The organism is Gilvimarinus sp. DA14, from assembly GCF_024204685.1.
In the GTDB taxonomy this organism is placed as follows: domain Bacteria; phylum Pseudomonadota; class Gammaproteobacteria; order Pseudomonadales; family Cellvibrionaceae; genus Gilvimarinus.
Genome location: NZ_CP100350.1, coordinates 2,696,032 through 2,714,429, shown reverse-complemented (window position 1 = coordinate 2,714,429; position 18,398 = coordinate 2,696,032). Strand labels below are relative to the sequence as shown.

General features: G+C 52.7%; 16 protein-coding genes. 5 read left to right on the top strand and 11 right to left on the bottom strand.

Translation table 11 applies throughout. The features are described 5' to 3' along the window. Window positions 1-4: 4 nt before the first annotated feature. The 3 genes from NHM04_RS11850 (at window position 5) to NHM04_RS11840 (ending at window position 6,240) form a co-directional block, all read left to right on the top strand. Window positions 5-4,270, top strand: coding sequence for a hypothetical protein (locus NHM04_RS11850; RefSeq protein WP_254264002.1), 4,266 nt, complete (start codon window positions 5-7; stop codon window positions 4,268-4,270). 31 nt (window positions 4,271-4,301) lie between these two features. After that, the gene (locus NHM04_RS11845) at window positions 4,302-4,733 is read left to right on the top strand and encodes a pilin (RefSeq protein WP_254264001.1); all 432 of its coding nucleotides are present in this window, start codon (window positions 4,302-4,304) and stop codon (window positions 4,731-4,733) included. A gap of 313 nt (window positions 4,734-5,046) precedes the next feature. Continuing rightward, the gene (locus tag NHM04_RS11840; protein ID WP_254264000.1) at window positions 5,047-6,240 is read left to right on the top strand and encodes a DUF5924 family protein; all 1,194 of its coding nucleotides are present in this window, start codon (window positions 5,047-5,049) and stop codon (window positions 6,238-6,240) included. Between the two features lie 111 nt (window positions 6,241-6,351). Here the strand turns inward: NHM04_RS11840 and NHM04_RS11835 are convergent, their stop codons facing one another. Together NHM04_RS11835 and NHM04_RS11830 are read right to left on the bottom strand one after the other, a co-directional pair. Beyond that, the gene (locus tag NHM04_RS11835) at window positions 6,352-6,516 is read right to left on the bottom strand and encodes a hypothetical protein (protein ID WP_254263999.1); all 165 of its coding nucleotides are present in this window, start codon (window positions 6,514-6,516) and stop codon (window positions 6,352-6,354) included. Between the two features lie 5 nt (window positions 6,517-6,521). After that, entirely contained in the window at window positions 6,522-7,415 is an 894-nt protein-coding gene (locus NHM04_RS11830; RefSeq protein WP_254263998.1) for a VOC family protein, read from the bottom strand. 159 nt (window positions 7,416-7,574) lie between these two features. Here NHM04_RS11830 and NHM04_RS11825 point away from each other — a divergent pair, with 159 nt between their 5' ends. Further along, complete coding sequence (locus tag NHM04_RS11825) at window positions 7,575-8,033, top strand: BLUF domain-containing protein (RefSeq protein WP_254263997.1); 459 nt, start codon at window positions 7,575-7,577, stop codon at window positions 8,031-8,033. A gap of 43 nt (window positions 8,034-8,076) precedes the next feature. Here NHM04_RS11825 and NHM04_RS11820 read toward each other — a convergent pair whose 3' ends face one another. The 9 genes from NHM04_RS11820 to fucP form a co-directional block, all read right to left on the bottom strand. Next, on the bottom strand, window positions 8,077-9,345 hold the full coding sequence (locus NHM04_RS11820) for a GDSL-type esterase/lipase family protein (protein WP_254263996.1): 1,269 nt from the start codon (window positions 9,343-9,345) through the stop codon (window positions 8,077-8,079). Between the two features lie 11 nt (window positions 9,346-9,356). Next, window positions 9,357-10,202 carry a fumarylacetoacetate hydrolase family protein gene (locus NHM04_RS11815; RefSeq protein ID WP_254263995.1) on the bottom strand — a complete coding sequence of 282 codons (846 nt, stop codon included), beginning with the start codon at window positions 10,200-10,202 and terminating at the stop codon, window positions 9,357-9,359. 116 nt (window positions 10,203-10,318) lie between these two features. Next, window positions 10,319-11,041 carry an SDR family oxidoreductase gene (locus NHM04_RS11810; RefSeq protein ID WP_254263994.1) on the bottom strand — a complete coding sequence of 241 codons (723 nt, stop codon included), beginning with the start codon at window positions 11,039-11,041 and terminating at the stop codon, window positions 10,319-10,321. 25 nt (window positions 11,042-11,066) lie between these two features. Beyond that, a complete protein-coding gene (locus NHM04_RS11805; RefSeq protein WP_254263993.1) occupies window positions 11,067-12,290 on the bottom strand; it encodes a UxaA family hydrolase in 1,224 nt (407 codons plus the stop codon). Continuing rightward, window positions 12,283-12,609: a UxaA family hydrolase gene (locus tag NHM04_RS11800; RefSeq protein WP_254263992.1), complete on the bottom strand. Its 327-nt coding sequence runs from the start codon at window positions 12,607-12,609 to the stop codon at window positions 12,283-12,285. The genes NHM04_RS11805 and NHM04_RS11800 overlap by 8 nt, the downstream gene beginning before the upstream one ends. 4 nt (window positions 12,610-12,613) lie before the next feature. Further along, on the bottom strand, window positions 12,614-13,612 hold the full coding sequence (locus NHM04_RS11795; RefSeq protein ID WP_254263991.1) for an aldo/keto reductase: 999 nt from the start codon (window positions 13,610-13,612) through the stop codon (window positions 12,614-12,616). 183 nt (window positions 13,613-13,795) lie between these two features. Next, window positions 13,796-14,593 (bottom strand): IclR family transcriptional regulator, encoded by a 798-nt coding sequence (locus NHM04_RS11790; protein WP_254263990.1) that lies wholly within the window; start codon window positions 14,591-14,593, stop codon window positions 13,796-13,798. 53 nt (window positions 14,594-14,646) lie between these two features. Beyond that, window positions 14,647-15,483: an amidohydrolase gene (locus NHM04_RS11785; protein ID WP_254263989.1), complete on the bottom strand. Its 837-nt coding sequence runs from the start codon at window positions 15,481-15,483 to the stop codon at window positions 14,647-14,649. Then, the gene (gene fucP / locus NHM04_RS11780; protein WP_254263988.1) at window positions 15,476-16,762 is read right to left on the bottom strand and encodes an L-fucose:H+ symporter permease; all 1,287 of its coding nucleotides are present in this window, start codon (window positions 16,760-16,762) and stop codon (window positions 15,476-15,478) included. Before fucP ends, NHM04_RS11785 begins: the two co-directional genes overlap by 8 nt. Before the next feature lie 124 nt (window positions 16,763-16,886). Between fucP and NHM04_RS11775 the strand changes: the two genes are divergently transcribed. After that, the gene (locus NHM04_RS11775; RefSeq protein ID WP_254263987.1) at window positions 16,887-18,035 is read left to right on the top strand and encodes an L-lactate dehydrogenase; all 1,149 of its coding nucleotides are present in this window, start codon (window positions 16,887-16,889) and stop codon (window positions 18,033-18,035) included. Window positions 18,036-18,398 lie beyond the last annotated feature (363 nt).

Here is an 18,398-nt window from a genome sequence, read left to right as displayed (position 1 = left end):
GAGCGTGAAACAAAATATTAAAAAGTCAGCCTTCAAGATCACGAATGTATTGATTTTGTTACTGGCGGTTGTTGTCGGGTTGCAGCTGGCCGGCTGGCTATCGACTGTCAGCCTGACAGAGCCTATAGAAAGTCCGGCGATGACGCAGCAATCCACGCCTTCGACACTGGATGTGCCCACTCCCACTTCTGAGGCTGCGTCGCCGGTGTTGGTCCCCCCAGAGAGCTCTTCTTCCGAGACGACGTTCGTACCTCGCATTGCACTATACCCATTGGACACTACGTTATACAGCCAGAAAAATAGCGATGGACCTGAGCTCTCTGAGCTGATCACGTCTTTGCTGATGATTGAATTGGCTTCAAGTTCTCAGATTGAGCTGCTTGATCGTTCCTTTATGGATGCATTGTTTCGTGAAAAAACGACGGCACTTGCGGGCGACCAGGCACGAGAAAACCAGCAATCGCTGATGAAATTACCGCTTTCAGATTACTCTTTAGTCGGCTCGTTATTGTCCGGTGAAGAGGGTAAAGCCTACACCCTGAAGCTTCTTGACAATAACACAGGCGAGGTGGTAAGCGCTGCTCGCTTCTTGTTTACGATCGCCACTTTGAAGCAAGCTGTGCGAAAAGCCTCGACTTTTGTGCAAACGCAAGCGCCTAAGGTCAGATCTCAGAGAGGCACAGCAGAGTCTGAGCAAGCACAGCGTAAAATCGCTATTGGCCATTTTTTTGATATATCAGTAGACGATAAGAATCTAGCTAAAGGGCGCGATCTAAGTGAGCACCTAATAGAGCGGCTAGTTAACGGAAAAGAAAAGAGCTATCGGGTCCTGGCAAGAACACAGGTTATGCCTTTGGTGATTGAAGAGGGCCTGCGAAAGCTTCAATACGCCGAAGAGGATCGATCCTCCTTGCGAGCAAAAGCCGATTGGGCCGTTCATGGCGTGTACCGAGTTGAAACCACTCGTTTAGAGTCCTTAATAACGCTTTGCCTTTATATTGACTCTGTTGATAACGGCAGAGAGTTGTTTATTTTAAAGGGTAGTGATTGGCAAGAAATTTACAGACAGACCAGTGAAACTATTAACACATCTCTCTCTCCGGTAGTGGCCGGGGTTACCACCGAAGACCAGAGTAAATCTCGTGAATTGTTATTCCAAGCAGCCGATCTACAAGGCGTAGCGACAACAAAATATGTTCGTAATGGAAGACATAAGATTGCTAATAGCTTTTATACTGAGCTCGCCAAGCGGCCTGTTAAAAGTCAAGTTAATGCGGCCGTTAGGCTTCTTGAGGAATCGCTTGAATATGATCCGTTGAATTATGCTGCTAAGTTTTCGCTCTCGCTTATTCTTGATGATGAGCAAGAAAGTACTCGAGCAAAAAAGCTCAATATCGATGTTCTGGGCAGCAACGATCCCGATACTATCTATAGAGCTACATCCATAAACCGCAACAAAAGTATTGATGACTATTTCGGCTCAACTATTAGTAGAGATGAGAGAGAGAAAATACGAAAAGCGCTTATAGATACTGGCTTGCTAGATCAGTCAAACAAAGTGATAAAAAAAATTCACTATAACTTGGACTATATTTTTAACAGGCCCTACTCAAATCCTGTCGAAGGTTTAGATCTGGATGAGTCAGTCTTGGCACTTGAGTATCTGCGTTTAAAATATCACCAGCCAGGATATAAAATTCGCTTTTCGCCGCCGCGAAATGGTCATTATAGCATTGCTCAGAAACGGTCGTGGTATCAGGCTTACTACAACGTCGGGCACAACCGAGAGGCAATGCTGAACACGAACTTAGCCGTTGCGGCTAGTGGCATGGATGTTCTCTATGCCACTGACTTGCCCTCTGTGGAGTTTTATCCAGAAACTGCAGAGCAGTCGCCTCAAAGGCGCCAGTCTCGAATGAGAATTGCGGTCGATGGATTTGCGTCGAGTGTGTTTTTAGATGAGGCTTACCTAAAGCCTCGGGTTATGCTCGGCTATAGCCTGTGTCGACCTGAGATCGGCCTCTGTGGGCTGGGGGAACAAATGTTGTCTTGGGCCGTAGACCAAATACCCGGGGCTGATGGCGAAGGGCCAATGGGTCCCTTTGAAGATGATGAAGTTAACGAGCATGATCGCTTGATGTTTCTCGCCGCCGACTCAGTAGATCGTGTGAACGAGGCGAGGTTTACAAGACATTTTTGGAACGTTTTGCGTAATAGTAATTACGCAAATAATAAACAAAAGGAACAGGAATTTAAGCTGCAAAAAAATCAACAAGAAGCTGATTACAAGGAGCCAGCGAAATCGCAGATTTATAGCTATGTTGACTTGATCAGGGCCGAGAGCGAACAGCTTGAGCGCAATCATAGTATGCTTAAGCGAGACAAGAAATATAGTAAAAACAGAGAGGCGTTAGCACTTTTTTTGGAGAACCAAAATAGTTCCGATTTAAACCGCCTGTCAAACAATCTTCTGAAAGAAGTGTTACACGATTTTCCTAGTGTCTATCCGTATATACTGTTTAATGCCGACCCAGTAACATCGACGGTAATGAACGAGCAAGATAGAGTTATGGCGAAAATAGCGGCAGGAAAAGTTAATCCAGTCCGGCCAAGTAAGCTAATGGATCGAGCGTTAGTGTTGTTTCGGTATCGTGCAGAGCAAGGAAGTCCGGAAAGTTTGATTCGTTCCAAAAAGTTTATTTCTTACTTTGAAGAATATTATGGAATAACAGAAAATACAGCGATAGATTTCTCATGGCTTTATCATCATGCCGGCGAGCATGAAAAATCAAGAGCTATTTTGCAAGGCTACGGCAAGTCGTCTTTTGAGCTTAAAAATTATAAATGGGATAAATATAACGGGCCCTACACCCAAAACGGATTCGATGAAGAGTCACGCTTGATCTACACCAATACCCGCACAGATATAAAAATTACTTATACAGCTCATCACAAGTTGGTTGGTATTGGTGAGCACCCCTATAAATGGCGACGTGGACCTTATGCTTTATCAGAAGATGGCGACTTTATTTGGGGTGAGATGAGTCCAGAAATTGCAAAAAAAGTCGCGATTGATCGAGCTGAGCCACCCGATCCTTGGGCGGATATCCCGGTCGTTGAGATCGAAGCTCTCCCTGGGGCTGTTTCTTCTGGAGATAAAAACACGACAGAATCGTTGTTGTTCGATGAATACTCTATAAGTCCAGGTGGTAATGTTGCTATAAAGGGGTTTCCTCGTCGCTCGGGCATAGGGCCCTTGCGCAATAAATATTTTTCGGAAGAACTGCGACGCACACAAGACGTTGAAACCATTAGAGAAGCTTTATTTAAAAAAGGTTACTTATCGGTTGAGGGGTTTCCTGTTGATATGCCAGGCACTACGAGATTAGATAAGCTTCGGGAAGATTTTCCTGATTTCAGTTATCGAGAGGTGAAAGATTTAAGAGCGGCACTAAGTCGCGCCGAAAGAGTCTCATCTTCTGGTGAGGTAAGCATCTATCAGTACGTTGCGGGTGCTTGGGTTGAGGCGGCTACGCTGTCGGCCAGCGATGCCACGACGGATGCAAGTTTTGGTGTGGGGGTCGCGGCGCAAGGTGGCCGCGCTTTAGTTTGTAACACTTTAAAAGGAATTTATAGTTATTTCTTTATTAATTCGCAGTGGCAGTGGGGCCGAAAATTCAATGCTGGCTGTAGCAATGTTGCTGTATCGGGCGATTGGGCGGTAGTCAGTTGGCGCGAGAAGGCTTATATGTTTCATTTTGACGGTCAGCTTTGGCAGCCCACTCAGACACTAGTCGTGGATGATTATTTTTCCAAGCGTGAAAGAAGAGAGAACTTTGAAGCTCTCGGAGCATCCATGGTTATCATGGGCAACGAAATGTTTATTGGCAATCCAAGAGGTGGCTCAGACCACCTGGGTGAAGTTTATCGATTTGTCTTAGAGCATCACGAGTGGCGACAGACTGATACATTAGCGCCAGACATTGAAAGTGTCGATAGACCCAACTCTTCCTTTGGTGATTCGCTTGCTGTTAATCGTGACTGGCTCGTTGTTGGTAATCGTGCTAAAGGGGAGGTTGATACACCAAACTTTCGGAGGGGGATGGTTTACCTTTATAAGCGCGACAATAAAAAATGGACGCCGTTTGTTCGTCTGATTGGAAAAGATACGACAATACGAGAAGAGCTGGGACAAAGGGTATTTATTGATGAGCAGAATGACCACTTGTTGATCAAGTCAAATAATAGCCTATACCGGTATGCGCTTTGACTGTCAGCGTATTTAGTTTCTAGGGGTAACTATGGAAAAAATTAGGAAAATTAGTCTGATTGCGGCGCCATTAATTTTAATTGTTATAGTATATAAGTGGTATGAGGGGAAGCAGCAAGCTCAATATGGGAATATCGCCTATATCAGTAAGGGAATTAACCGCAGCATACCAGTCAGGTTGAAACTGGAGGTGTATTTCGCCGAGAAGGGAAAGCTGCCATCATCAAATGAGGGGTTGAACTTGCCTAGCCCGGAGTCGTTTTCTGACAATGTATTGCAAAGCCTTAAAATTCAGGAGCGTGGCATTATTAGACTTACTTTTACTGTCAAGTCGGGGGTCGAAGGAGGGACGATTGACTATATCCCGACTCCCAATGCAGCTACACATAGTCTTGAATGGCAATGTGTCACGTCTAGCTTTGAAAATATAGAGTCATGGCGTCCAGACTGCCGCTTTGAGTAACCTGTCGAATAAATAAGCCCCCCAGAGACTTGATAAATAGAACACCCATTTATTAGAAACACTCAAAGCTGATCCGCCCAAGTGAACTCGCGGTATTGGGATGGCACAGAGGGCAAATAAATAGCACTATGTTTTCGGGACACCCACAGATCTTATAATCCCGGATAAGGTAACCAACACCCGCTATCGACTTGGTGCTCGTCTTGCCACGCAACTCGCTAATAATGATCGTAGCCTGGCCGACTGCATCAAGGTTCTTACGCCTTAGGTGGGTTATGATACACGCCTCATCGGATAAGCACGGTATTTGTCATTGGCCCGCCTAACACGTATTTTTTCCCACCTAGCAAAACTCGCCGCCCGCTATCCGGGGCTATTGGCGCTGCTGGGTTTTGTCTCGGGGGTGGCCAGTTTCTTTTTAGTCGAGCGCGAGCAGGATAAGTTTGCCCAGTTGGTATCACTGTTGATGCTGGGTGGTTGGGTTTTGCTGATGCTTGAGAACTTGCTCAAGCGCGGCGTTAGTCATTGGTTTGGTACCGAACTACCCGATCCTGTGGTGCGCTTTGCAACGCAGATGGTGCACCAGGAAAGTCTGTTTTTTGTCATTCCTTTTTTCTTTATTACCACCGCCTGGAACAGCGGGCAAATGGTGTTTACCGGTCTTTTAATTGCCATGGCGGTGGTGTCAGTTATCGATCCGGTGTACTACAAGTGGCTGGCACCCAAACGCTGGCTGTACTTTTTTTATCACGGCTTTACGCTATTTGCGGTACTGCTAACGGCGCTGCCTATTTTGTTGCATATCCCCACGGCCAAGGCGTACCAGTGGTCGCTTTTGATTGCCACTTTACTGTCGTTTTTGAACATGGCCCGTGACTTTTCGTTTGGCTGGTGGCGGCGTAGCGCGCTGGCGCTGACGTTAGTCCTCGGCGCAGCAGGGGTTGGCATTCTTACTCGCCCGTGGGTGCCACCGGCCACCTTGTGGTTGACACGAGTTGCGGTCACCACGGAAATTGACGATCGAGAAAAAGCCCCTGGCAAACGAATCAAAACCCTTAGCGCCTCGCAATTAGATAATGGTCTATACGCTTATACCGCGATTCACGCGCCCCGCGGTCTGAACGAACGCATCTACCATGTGTGGCGTTTAAACGGTAAAACCATTGATAAAATTGCGTTGGATATTCAGGGTGGTCGCCAAGCGGGCTACCGTGCCTGGAGTCACAAACTGAACTTTCCGCCCTACCCCCAGGGTAACTGGCGCATCGATGTGGTCACTGAGGCGCAGCAGGTGATTGGCGTGCTGCGCTTTCGCATTACCGAGGCGCAAACTATTGCCGAACAACAGCCCGAAACCCTACCGGAAAAAATCATTACCGCACCGGATGAGTTATTTCGCGAACCGATTGTGAATACGTTAAAAGAAGAAGGACAAACGCTTTTGGATACCGTCACCGGGGAGGCTGACCCCGAGCAACCCATAAAAGAGGCGGAGCCGAAGCAGTGAAGCGAACTTAAGCGGTAGACCTCTATAGATTGGGCGTGTCACCAAACCCCATCAGCATAAATTTTCGCGCACGCACAGGGCGATTGCAGCAGAATACTTTAAAAATCTGACCTAATGGATACGACCGCCAACGGAAATACTGCCGGTCAAATGCGGGCCACTGCCCCAGCCAGACTGAATACCGATATTGCCGTACACCTGCGGGTCACAACCGCCCAAGCACGCCAGAGCAGTTAACAAAAACGCGGCGCTGAACACTTTTCCCAATCGTTTCATACCTACTACTCCTTGTCAGTCACAGGCCAGGTTTGCAGCGCAATACCCGCACCAGAGGGGCCGGCAATTAACGCGGCGCGCCCCCCGGCTATACGGTCTTCGGCTGGCAGCAGGATTTTGCCGCCCAGGCTTTCCACCTGCGCCAAAATCGCATCCAGCTCGGCCGCGTCCGCTACGCGCACATAGCTGACCCAGGTGGGCGGTATACCCTGTACCGGCATTTTCACGATGCCGGCACGAGGTTTTTGCTGCGCTTTTAGCAAGGTGTAATCGTGGCCATCGCCCAGGTTGTGGGCGTCCAACTGGTAGGGTGCCAGGGTGCGGTAAAAGTGACCAGCCTGGCTCACATTACTGGTCCAAAGCTCGTTCCAGAGAAAATCGCCGGTGGGTATTTGACTGCGGTCTGCCGGGTCGCCATTCGGGGTTTGTAACAGAGCAAACAGGGCGCCCTGCCCATCTTTAGCTACCGCCATGCGACCGCGCTCTTGCAAATCAAACACAGGGCCCAGTAATGTACCGCCATTGGCCTCGACCGCCGCCGCGCTCTGGTCAATATTATCGCTGGCTAGCACTACCACCCATTGTGAGGCATTGCCCTCGGCGTTGAGATCGGCCTGATCCACCATCCCACCAATGACCCGCCCCTGATGGCTAATGACATAGTAGCTGGCGCTGGAAAAGATACTGGTGTTAAACGTAAGCTGCTCAAACTGCCAGCCGAACAGCTCGCCGTAAAAGCGCTGACTGGCCTGGGGGGTAGCACTGATCAGATCGTGCCAAATGACTTTACCGGGCAGGCGAGCAGAGGACGCTCCTTCCAGCGCCGGCAGGTTTACCTGAGTTTGAGCGCACCCAGCCAATAGCACCAGGGCCGCCAACCAACTCCATAGTCGCGTCATACATCCCTCCAAACAGGTTAAAACACAGTCAGGCGAAGTAGAAATCATAGCAACGAAAGCTCCGTTTGTCGCCGTCACCAGCATTGGCAAGGATTTCTCTTGTGCGCCAGCCCAGTTTGCTGCACACTGGCCCGCCTTCCTTTCTCCTCACAGGACTTTATGAAAGCCATTTTATACGTCAGCCAGGCTGAGCAGGCGTTCGACGCCAATGCACTCACAGAGCTTTTGCAACAGGCTCAAGAGCGCAATCAAAGCGTTAATGTAACAGGCTATCTGTACTTTAAGGCCCCTTACTTCTTTCAGTATCTGGAGAGTGAAGCCGACGAAGCTGCGGAGATAATGGCCAGCATTGAGAAAGATCCTCGCCATAAAGTGATGGCCATGTTTAGCGAAGAATTTGAGGGCAACCGCCGCTTTGGCGAGTGGAGCATGAAGTTTATCAACCAGCAGGGGCTGCCTCGCCTGATTCTGGAGCAGGTTATTATTGACGATATGCTATCGATGAACGACGAGGTGTATCGCAACGAGGAGCGCTGGCAAAAAAACATTTTAAAGATGGTGGCCACCATCGCGCGCAACCAACAGCAGCAGGCTCAGCAGCCCCGGCAACCCATGTAGAAATTGAGCGTGTGCATAGCAATCCTAAGCACACGCTTTCGCTCTAGCGCGTCAGTCTTTCGATATCATCCTTAATCGCTTCAGCCACCAGGGTGTAGCCATACTCTTCAGGGTGCAGCAAATCGGGCATGACTTTTTCGCTTAGCACGCCATCTTCGGTAAGAAAGATGCTGTTAATGTCTTTAAAGAAGACACGCTCGCCATCGGCAAAATTACGAATTCGTGCATTGACCAGAGCGTTATTTTTGCGTAACACATCGTCGGCGGTAGCGCCACGCGGATAAATAGCCAGGAGCAAGACTTTGCTATCGGGCACACGTTGTTCTAGCTCTGCGAGTATATGTTTAATGCCTTCAGCAATGCGCGCCGGATCGTCTTGACGATGGCCGGTGTTGTTGGTACCAATCATCAGCACCACTAACTTGGGGTTAGTTTCATCCACTTCGCCATGTTGTAACCGCCAGAGCACATTTTCGGTGCGGTCACCGCCGTAGCCCAGGTTTAAGGTGCGGTAATCACCAAAGTATTTTTCAAACACATCGGCGCCGGACTTTTCCCATCCCTCGGTAATCGAATCGCCGAGAAAAATCACTTCAGGGTTGTTTTCCCGGGCCTGTTTTAACTTCTCTTTATGGCGGGGCATCCACCAGCTTTGCGCCCAGTGCTCATTTAAAGGCGCCGGGGTAATCGCCACGGTTTGCTGATCGGGGCAGCTGAGCGTTATACCCTCAACCGATTGCAGATCCCGCTGCCAGCTGACCGACGAAAATATCGCTTTACCACTGCCACCAGCACCAAAGCGTAAAGGCGTTTTAATATAGCCTGCGTTATCCTGTTCTCGCATTAAGCAACTGGCGGGCAGCTTCAAAGTCTGCGGCCCCTTACCCAGTAAAGCTTTTACCTGATGGGTCAACGTCACTTTGCGCTCGCAGCCGTTACCGCAAAGATAAGCGACATCGAAGCCGGCATTATCAAATTGCTCCAGCTGCAGGGTAAAAACAACGCCACCATTCTCGCGAAATGGCTCAAGGTTCGCGGCCGGATTTGTTTCAAAGCGCACCGCCGACCACCAGGCATCCTGCCACTGGAAAATCAATGCATCCTTTTTTGACCGGCTTAACATTACGCGCCGCTCATCACCCAGGGTAAGATCCGAGCCCTGCCAGAGTTTCTCTTGATCGTGTGTTTGTGCAACCAGATTGCCGCTCTGCACAGGCCAAAGCTGTAATTGATCGACTTTGGTTTGACTGTCACTGAACGCAGCATGGCTGAAAAGCGCTAATGTAAGTGCGGTATTAATGATAAGACGCATAAGAAATTTCTCTAGGGGCTGGGAAGAATTTTTTGCGATTGCTCACCCAGGCCATCAATACCCAATTGAACTTTATCACCCACATTCAAATACACCGGCGGCTTTTGCCCCAGCCCAACACCGGGCGGTGTGCCGGTAGAAATAATATCGCCGGGCTGCAAACTCATATACTGGCTTAAAAACGAAACCAACTGCGCCGGCCCAAACACCATATTCTTGGTATTGGAGTTTTGATAGGTTTTACCGTTTACCCGCAACCAGATATTTAAATTGAGGGGGTCTTTCACCGAATCGCGAGTAACCAGGTAAGGACCTATGGGACCAAAGGTATCGCAGCCCTTGCCTAAATCCCACTGGCCGCTGCGCTCGAGCTGAAAGCCGCGTTCGGAGACATCGTGCACTACACAGTAACCGGCAATATAATCCTCTGCATCTGCTTCGCTGACATACTTAGCTTCGCGGCCTATCACGATTCCCATTTCAACTTCCCAGTCCAACTTTTCTGAGCCGCGCGGCTTGATAATGCCGTCATCCGGGCCGGTAATGGCACTGGTGGCTTTGGTAAACACCACAGGTTCAGTCGGAACTGGTGCGCCGGTTTCTTCGCAGTGATCGACATAATTCAAGCCGATGCAAATAAACTTACCCACATTGCCCACGCAGGGGCCAAAGCGTTGGGTGTTACTCACCACCGGCAGGGAGTCGATATCGCAGGCGGCGATTTTTGCCAGCCCCTCTGGCGATACTGCCGAACCATCAATGTCATCCACCACTGAGGATAAATCGCGAATCTGTTGCTGCGAATCAATTAATCCGGGACGCTCTTTACCCGGCTCTCCAAAGCGTAATAATTTCATAATCTATTCCGTAATTCGTTGTCTTTTTTCAAACCAAAAAAACGCACAAGACGTTCAGCGTTCAGCGTTCAGCGTTCAGCAAAATTATCGTCCGTCGTCCGACATCAGACGTCCAATCAATTACTCCAACCACCATCAATAATATTAATAGTCCCTGTCGTAAACGCACTGTCATCACTCGCCAAATACAACGCGAGTTTAGCCATCTCTTCGGCGGTACCCAGACGCCCCATGGGCTGGCGGGCGACAAAGGCTTTGTGTGCGGCTTCGTAGTCACCGGTGGCCACCAGGCGCTGCTGCAGCGAGGGCGTATCCACTGTACCCGGACAAATGGCGTTGCAGCGCACTCCCTGGGTCATAAAATCCGCTGCTACCGCCTTTGTCAGACCTATAACCGCCGCCTTGGTCATGCCGTAAGCACAGCGATTGGGCGCGCCTTTTATAGAGCTTGCCACCGACGACATATTAATAATGGAGCCGCCACCACTTGCCAGCATACCCGGCAAAAAGGCGCGGATGGTGCGATGCATTGAGTTGATATTCATATCTATAGACTTTTGCCAGCTGGCTTCATCGCAATCTAAAATTGTCCCCGAATGTACGTAGCCGGCGCAGTTAAACAGTACATCAATTGCACCGACTTTTGCTGCCGCGGCGTTTACTGCCGCTGTGTCGGTCACATCCAGCACAAAAGTTTCGCAGTCTAATTGCGCAAGCGCTTCGGCGTTAATATCGGTGGCGATTACCCGCGCGCCTTCGGCCATAAACTGACGCGCGGTGGCCAAGCCAATGCCCTGCCCTGCGGCGGTAACAAAGGCGGTTTTATTGCTCAGTCTCATTATTTTTATTCCAGTTAAATAGCGCTTACAGTTGCCGCACCGGCAAGCAGCCCGGGCCGATGGGCTCGAATGATTTATAGGTAAGAATAAACTCCTGATGACCGAGAGCCTCAGACACACTCTGGGCACCGCCGGCCACTGCCATCACACACTGATAAATCTCTTGCCCGACTTCATCAAGGGTCGCCTCACCGGTGAGAATTTTTCCGGCGTTGATATCCATATCGTCCGCCAGACGCTGATAGGTATCGGGATTGGCGCAGATTTTTATCACCGGCGAAATAGCCGAACCCACCACCGAGCCTCGCCCGGTGGTAAACAGGGTCAGGTGACAGCCGCAGGCAATCATCTCCACAATCTCGGCATTGTCGGAAATATTGGGAAAACCAAAGCGCGGTTCGCCATCGGGCACCACATCCAACAAGTACAGGCCGCCAGTGGGGGGGACATCGCCCGGCTTAATTAAACCGCTAATAAGAGAAGAGCCAGATTTGGAATAGGCACCCATGGACTTTTCTTCCAAAGTCGTCAGGCCGCCATCGGCATTGCCCGGCGCAAAACTGCCAAAGCCCATGGTGGTGTAATAGCGTTCGGCCTTGGCGACACACTCCTGTATCAGCTTACCCAGCTCGGGCGTGGCGGCGCGGTCGGCCATAATATTTTCACAGCCGATAAGCTCGCCGGTTTCCTCGAACACACAGGCCGCGCCCTCGGCTACCAGGGCATCAAAACAACGGCCCACTGCGGGGTTGGCGGTGATACCGCTGGTGCCATCGCTGCCGCCGCATATTGTCCCCACCACCAGCTCGTCTATGCCCATGCGGACCGTCTGCTCCTGCGCCAGCTCGCGGCGCATTTGTTTTACCAGGCGCAGGCCCTCGGCAATGGTACTGGCGGTACCGCCGGTTTCCTGAATCACCAGTAGCTCAGCCGGGCGGCCGGAGTCGCGCACCGTTTGCAGTAAGCTGTCGCGATCCATACTTTCGCAGCCCAAGGAAACTAACAGCGCGCCACCCACATTGGGGTGAGTACATACTGCGCGCATCATTTCGCTGGCGTAATCGTTGGGGTAGCAACCAGGAAAGCCAATTAAATGGACTTCGCTGTCATCGGCCTGCAGCACAATGCGGCGACTGACGTGATGCGCACACTCCACTAAGTAGGCCACCACTAACACATTGCGTATGCCTTTGCGCCCGTCGCTGCGCAAGAAGCCCTGTAGTTCGGGTTGCTGTTTGCTGTTACTCACCACTGCCCTCCTGGGCCCGCCCTTTTCGGGTATGACTGGCCAGATAGTCACTTTTTAAATTGTGCATGTGCACCCAGTCGCCGGCTTTTACAGCGCTGTAGAGTGAGCCAATGGGGGCTCCATAGCGAAAAATACGAGTGCCCGCCGGCATATCAGTGCGGGCAATTTTGTGCCCCAAAGGCACCGCTTGGGCGAGCCGGTACTCGCGCCCCGCAAACGTAAACTGAGTATCCGCCGCCAGAGTCATCACACTGATCAGGACATTGTCTTGTGGGTGTAGTAAAACCACCTGCGGCGCGGCGCTTGTGGCTCTGCTCATAGTATTACTCCGATGGCACCGGGGCCTGTGGGTGCAGCAGTCCCCCGGCTTTAAGTGCCCGCCAAAAACTGGCAGGTATATCTGTGTCAATCCAAACGCGCGCCTGCTCGACTTCTGCGGCGCTGGCAAAGCCCGCCAACACGCTCACCACCTGTGGGTGCGCGGCGGGAAACTGCAACGCGGCGGCTTGCACCGGCACGGCGTAGTCATCGCATACCGAGCGCAGCTGCCGCACTTTTTGCACAATGGCCTCGGGGGCGGGCGCGTAGTTATAGTGCAGAACGTCGGCAGTCAAATCGGCCGCGAGAATACCTGAATTAAACGGCCCCGCAGCAATCACCGACACTCCGGCCTGGGCGCAGCGCGGCAGCAACGAATCCAGCGGCGTTTGCTCAAGTAGCGTGTAGCGCCCAGCCAGCAAAAACACATCCACCGCCAGTTCATCCAGGGCGCGCTCGCACACGGCCACTTCGTTCACCCCCAGGCCAATCGCACCGATTCGCCCGGCGGCTTTTAGCTCCTCCAGGGCACGCATGCCGCCCTCGCAAAACTCTCGCCAGCGCTGCTCGTGCTGCTCAGCGTGGGTCAACTCGCCCAAATCGTGAGCGAACACCAGCTCAACTCGCTCCACGCTCAGGCGTTGTAGCGACTCGTTAAAAGAGCGCATAACGCCCCCGTAGCTGTAGTCGAATACCGGTTTTAAATCGGGGGTAGCGGCAAAACCAAAGCGCAGCGGCGCCCGCTCTGCGGCAGCAATTGGCTCCAGCACGCGACCCACCTTGGTGGACAATACCGGCTGCTTTGCGCCGCTCAGGGCGCGGCCCAGGCGGCGTTCACTTAAGCCGAAGCCATAGTGGGGGGCGGTATCGATATAGTTAAAGCCAAGGGCAAGAGCGCTATGCACTGCCTGCTGCGCCTGTTGCTCGGCCACTTCGCGGTACAGGTTACCCAGAGGCGCAGCGCCCATAGCGAAGGGCGGTAGATACACGCAGGTATTGGCCACGCGGCACGGCTGTAAGTCGATTGCGGCTACCACAGAAAACCTTTTTTATAATTAAAAATATACTCACAAGTAAAAACAAACAGCCGACAAAAGTCAACCGGTTTCACGACCCAACACAGGAAAAAGTCTATATAACTATAAGACTGTAAAGGCGCTGTTAAAAGCGCCTTTACAGAGGTGAGATCAGTGGCTTTGTTCAGTCAGCAGTGAAGAGATTTTTTGCGCCGCTTCGCGCAGCCCCTCGAGGGCGCGATCGACGCTGCAGGGCTCTGGATGGTAAACCACATGGGGCACCGTCAAGGCTGCCAGCGCACCGCGATAGCCGATCACCGGCGTCGATAAATCGGTAACACCATCGATAAAATCACTGGGGGTTCGTACATAGCCCGCTTTGCGCGCCTGTTCGGCGCTGGAGATAAAAGTCTCCAGCTCGGATTCGTCCTCGCCGGCCAGGGCTTTGAGCATCACGCTCTGTACATCCGGGGCCTGAAAACCAAACAGCACCTTGCCCGACGCGGCTTTAATCAGGGGGCGGCGGTAACCGATACGTACGGAAAATCCCAGATCGCCCGGGTTCTCAATGCGCCCCACCACCACAATCTGGTCCCCCGAAGGCACCGCCAAATGGCAGGACTGACCTATCTCGCGACTGAGTGCCGACATAATCGGCAAGGCCGTTTCCAGCAGCGTTTTGGTAGGCGCGCGGGCGATACCCAGAGCAAACAACTTGTTCGACAAAGCATAGCCATCGCGGCCATCTTCGGCGGGGGTGATGTAGCCGCGATACTCCAGCGCCAGCACCATGCGAAACAATTCGCTCACCGAGCGCCCCAACCTAGCCGCCATTTGCGAGGTGGTCATAGGCTCGCTGCTAGTGGCTAGCAGCTCGAGAATATCCAGCCCTTTTTCCAGCGCTGGTGCCTTATATTTTCGACTGTCTTCGGCCGTTGCCTTGGCGGCCTCGTTGCGTTTACCTGTCATGTTATCGTTACTCTAAAGTGTCGCTGCTCAAAGCGTTTCGGTCATTGTTGTTATCAAACCCCAAGTCGGTACAGGGCAATTGCATTATCGCGAAATATTGCCTTTTCGGCGCCGGGGGCGAAAGATTGTACCAGTTGTCTGCAATAAACCAGCCACTCTCGGTAATTACTCGCCAAATTCAACACAGGCCAGTCGCTGCCCCAAATGACCCGCCGGGGCCCAAACAAAGTCAAAATGGCCTCAGCATAGGGCCGCACCACGCTCAATTGTGACTCCGCCGGGGCTTCGGTAATCAGCCCGGATAGCTTGCAGTGAACATTGGGCAAAGCCGCCAGCCGCACCATCAACTGATACCAGTGTTGCCACTCGCCCCCGGCAATATCCGGCTTGGCGCCGTGATCCAACACAATGCTCAGCTCGGGATGAGCCAATGCCAGGGTTTCAATGTGGCGCAGGTGGCGCGGATATACCAGCGCATCAAAGCACAGCTTGTGCTCGCTTAGGGCCGCCAACCCTGCTGCGCACTCAGGGCGCAAAATCCAGTCGTCCTCGGGTAGGGCCTGCAACATCGGTCGCACCCCGCAAAAAGCCGGGTGGCGAGCGCGCAGCGTAAGTTGCTCGCGCGCATCCGCAGCGGCCAAATCCACCCAGCCCACCACCCCCACCACATGGCGATAGGCGTCTGCCTCAGCCAACAGATAATCGGTATCCGCCGCATGGGGCTGCGACTGCACCAGCACCGACGCCACCGCACCGGCCTCGGCGCTGGCAGTTAGATAATCCGCCGCACTAAAATCGCGATATATCTCGCCCAGCTCCGGCGTCGGCCACTGGGTATTGGCCAGCTCCCAGGCGTGTTGGTGGGCGTCGACTAGGGCAAAGTCAGGCACCGACCGCCCCCGCCTGGCATTTGCGAGCAAACAGCCAAATCACCACAAAACACACCAAAGGCACAATCACTGCGGTATGCATGCTGGTCAAATCCGACACCAAGCCCATAACAGCGGTGAGAATTGCGCCGCCGATAATCGCCATAATCAGCAGCGCCGAGCCGGCCTTGGCCTCGCGCCCCAAGCCCTTAATGCTAAGGGCAAAAATCGTGGGAAACATCAGCGACATAAAAAAGCTGGTAGCGGCCAGAGCGATTAAACCTGCGTGATTCGCCGCCAGCATGGCGTAGCCGCACAAACCGATATTCACCACGGCGTACCAGGCCATCAGCCGCGCGGGCTTAACATAGCCCATCAACCAGGTGGCAAAAAAGCGGCCCACCATAAAGGCCACCAGAGATACGGTTAAATAGGTAGCCAGGGTTTTCTCGCCGGTGCCCGGCACAGCTTCTTGGCCATAGCGAATCATAAAACTCCAGATGCACACCTGTGCGCCCACGTAAAAAAACTGCGCCAATACGCCAAACAAATAGTGGCGACGCTGCAGCAGTGCTTTAAAGTCCGCCAGAGAAAAACCGCGCTCGTCATTTTCATGGGCCCGGGCCAGAACCGGAAACTTCACCAGCGCCACACACAGCGCCCACACCACTACCACCGCCGCAATGGCCAGATAGGGCCCGGCCACGGCCTGCACCTCGGTAGTGTAAAAAGCCGTTTGCTGCGCCTCGCTCATGGCTGCCAGCTCCTCGGGGCTGTGCTCCACCCCCGAGAGAATAAACTCGCGCCCAATCAACACGCCGGATATAGTGCCCAATGAGTTAAAAGACTGAGCGAAGTTTAAGCGCCGTTCTGCCGTTTCCGGGTCACCCATAGCAACAATCAACGGATTGGCCGAGGTTTCCAAAAACGACAGGCCGCTCGCGATCACAAACAGCGCCGCCAAAAAATAAACGTATTCATGAGCCTGGGCTGCCGGGTAAAACAGTGCCGCGCCGCCTGCGTAAAGCAACAAACCAAACACGATCGCCGCGCGATAGCCAAAGCGCTTCATGGCCAGCGCGGCGGGAATGGCAAATACAAAGTAACCAAAATAAAACGCCGACTGCACCAGACCCGATTGCAGGTCGGTGAGCACGAAAGCCTTTTTAAACTGGGTAATCAGAATATCGTTAAGGTTATTGGCCACGCCCCACATAAAAAAGAGGCTGACAATCAGAAACAGAGGCACCCAAAGACGGGCGCTGGCTAAGGGCATAGCCTGGGCTTGTTGATTATTCACGTCTCCTCCAGGAGGCTATTTTTATTCTAAGGACTCTCAAGGCCTAGCACTTGTATACCACGACACCATTTACAAGTAAAATTCAAATTATATTTAAAATAACGAATCTGTATGTGAGCCTCGTATGATACCAGCCAGCATTAGCGACTACCGCACACTTGCCAAACGTCGTCTACCTAAATTTCTATTTGAATATATCGACGGCGGCGCCTTCAGTGAATCCACCCTGCGCCGCAACCAAAGCGACTTTGAGCGCTACAGTCTGCGCCAAAGAGTACTGCAAAATGTCGATAATGCCAGCACCGCCTGCGAGATTCTCGGCCAGCAAACCGCCCTGCCCCTGATACTGGCCCCCGTGGGTATCGCCGGGCTCAACGCCCGCCGGGGCGAAGTGCAGGCCGCGCGCGCCGCGCAAAAAGCCGGCGTGCCTTTTTGCCTCAGCACTGTTTCCGCCTGCTCGGTGAATGAAGTTGCCAACCACGCGGGTCCCGGTTTTTGGTTTCAGCTGTATATGATTCGCGATCGCGGCTTTCTTAGGGCCATGCTGGAGCGCGCCTGGGAAGCCGGTTGCCGCACTCTTATTTTTACCGTGGATATGCCCGTACCCGCCACCCGCTACCGGGATATTCGCAGCGGCCTGTCCGGCGGCAGCGCCCTGCGCCGCAAGCTCGCCCGCGCCGGCCAGGCCATGGTTAAACCCCGCTGGGCCTGGGATGTGGGCCTGTGGGGGCGGCCCCATAGCCTGGGCAATATCGCGCCAGTGCTGGGAGATAACGCCGGTATCGACGAATTTTGGGGCTGGATGGCGCAGAATTTCGACCCCACAGTCACCTGGGATGATATGGCCGAGATCCGCCAGCTGTGGAAGGGTAAGCTGGTGATCAAGGGTATTCTCGACCCGGAAGACGCACGCGCCGCCGCCACTACCGGTGCCGACGGCATTGTGATTAGCAACCACGGCGGACGCCAGCTAGACGGCGCCAGCTCCAGCATCGCCGCCCTGCCCGCGATTAGCGAAGCGGTGCACGGGCAACTGGATATTCTGCTGGATTCGGGCGTGCGCACCGGGGTGGATATCCTTCGCGCCCGCGCTTTGGGCGCCAGCGCGGTGATGATCGGGCGCCCCTGGGTTTACGGCCTGGCCGCACGGGGCGAGCGCGGGGTGGCCGAAATAATCGAATGCTTCGCCAAAGAGTTACGCGTAGCCATGGCCCTAACCGGCTGCACCCGCGTTGATCAGATCACCGATGATATTTTGCTAAAAGGGGGCTGACGCCGTCTTTAATATGCGCGATTAGTACGCAAGCAAAAAAGTAGCTGAGCTGGAGGCCGTGTTGGTTGCTCAGAATAAAAGCCTAAACCACCGATAGCCTCAACTATTTTGAATGTTATTCATACAAAAAATCGTGGAACCAGAAGGGGGTTCGCCCGGTTACAACTGAGCCGAGTGGAGGCCGATTTTAGGGGTTGAGCGCTCTGGACGAGCGCGAAAGGTCTAAGCGCACAGGGATGTGCGGTTTAGACCGACCGCTAAAATTGGCTGGAGGGAGGGCACCTCGAAGAGGCCAGTTGTTGGGCGAGGTTTTTGGTTACTTTTTACCCCTAAAAAGTAACTCGCAACGCCCGGCGACACGGG

Excerpts from the sequence above, each read along its gene's own strand:
- NHM04_RS11845 (WP_254264001.1), top strand. The coding sequence starts at position 4,302 with ATGGAAAAAATTAGGAAAATTAGTCTGATTGCGGCGCCATTAATTTTA.
- NHM04_RS11835 (WP_254263999.1), bottom strand. The coding sequence starts at position 6,516 with ATGAAACGATTGGGAAAAGTGTTCAGCGCCGCGTTTTTGTTAACTGCT.
- NHM04_RS11830 (WP_254263998.1), bottom strand. The coding sequence starts at position 7,415 with ATGACGCGACTATGGAGTTGGTTGGCGGCCCTGGTGCTATTGGCTGGG.
- NHM04_RS11825 (WP_254263997.1), top strand. The coding sequence starts at position 7,575 with ATGAAAGCCATTTTATACGTCAGCCAGGCTGAGCAGGCGTTCGACGCC.
- NHM04_RS11820 (WP_254263996.1), bottom strand. The coding sequence starts at position 9,345 with ATGCGTCTTATCATTAATACCGCACTTACATTAGCGCTTTTCAGCCAT.
- NHM04_RS11815 (WP_254263995.1), bottom strand. The coding sequence starts at position 10,202 with ATGAAATTATTACGCTTTGGAGAGCCGGGTAAAGAGCGTCCCGGATTA.
- NHM04_RS11810 (WP_254263994.1), bottom strand. The coding sequence starts at position 11,041 with ATGAGACTGAGCAATAAAACCGCCTTTGTTACCGCCGCAGGGCAGGGC.
- NHM04_RS11800 (WP_254263992.1), bottom strand. The coding sequence starts at position 12,609 with ATGAGCAGAGCCACAAGCGCCGCGCCGCAGGTGGTTTTACTACACCCA.
- NHM04_RS11790 (WP_254263990.1), bottom strand. The coding sequence starts at position 14,593 with ATGACAGGTAAACGCAACGAGGCCGCCAAGGCAACGGCCGAAGACAGT.
- NHM04_RS11775 (WP_254263987.1), top strand. The coding sequence starts at position 16,887 with ATGATACCAGCCAGCATTAGCGACTACCGCACACTTGCCAAACGTCGT.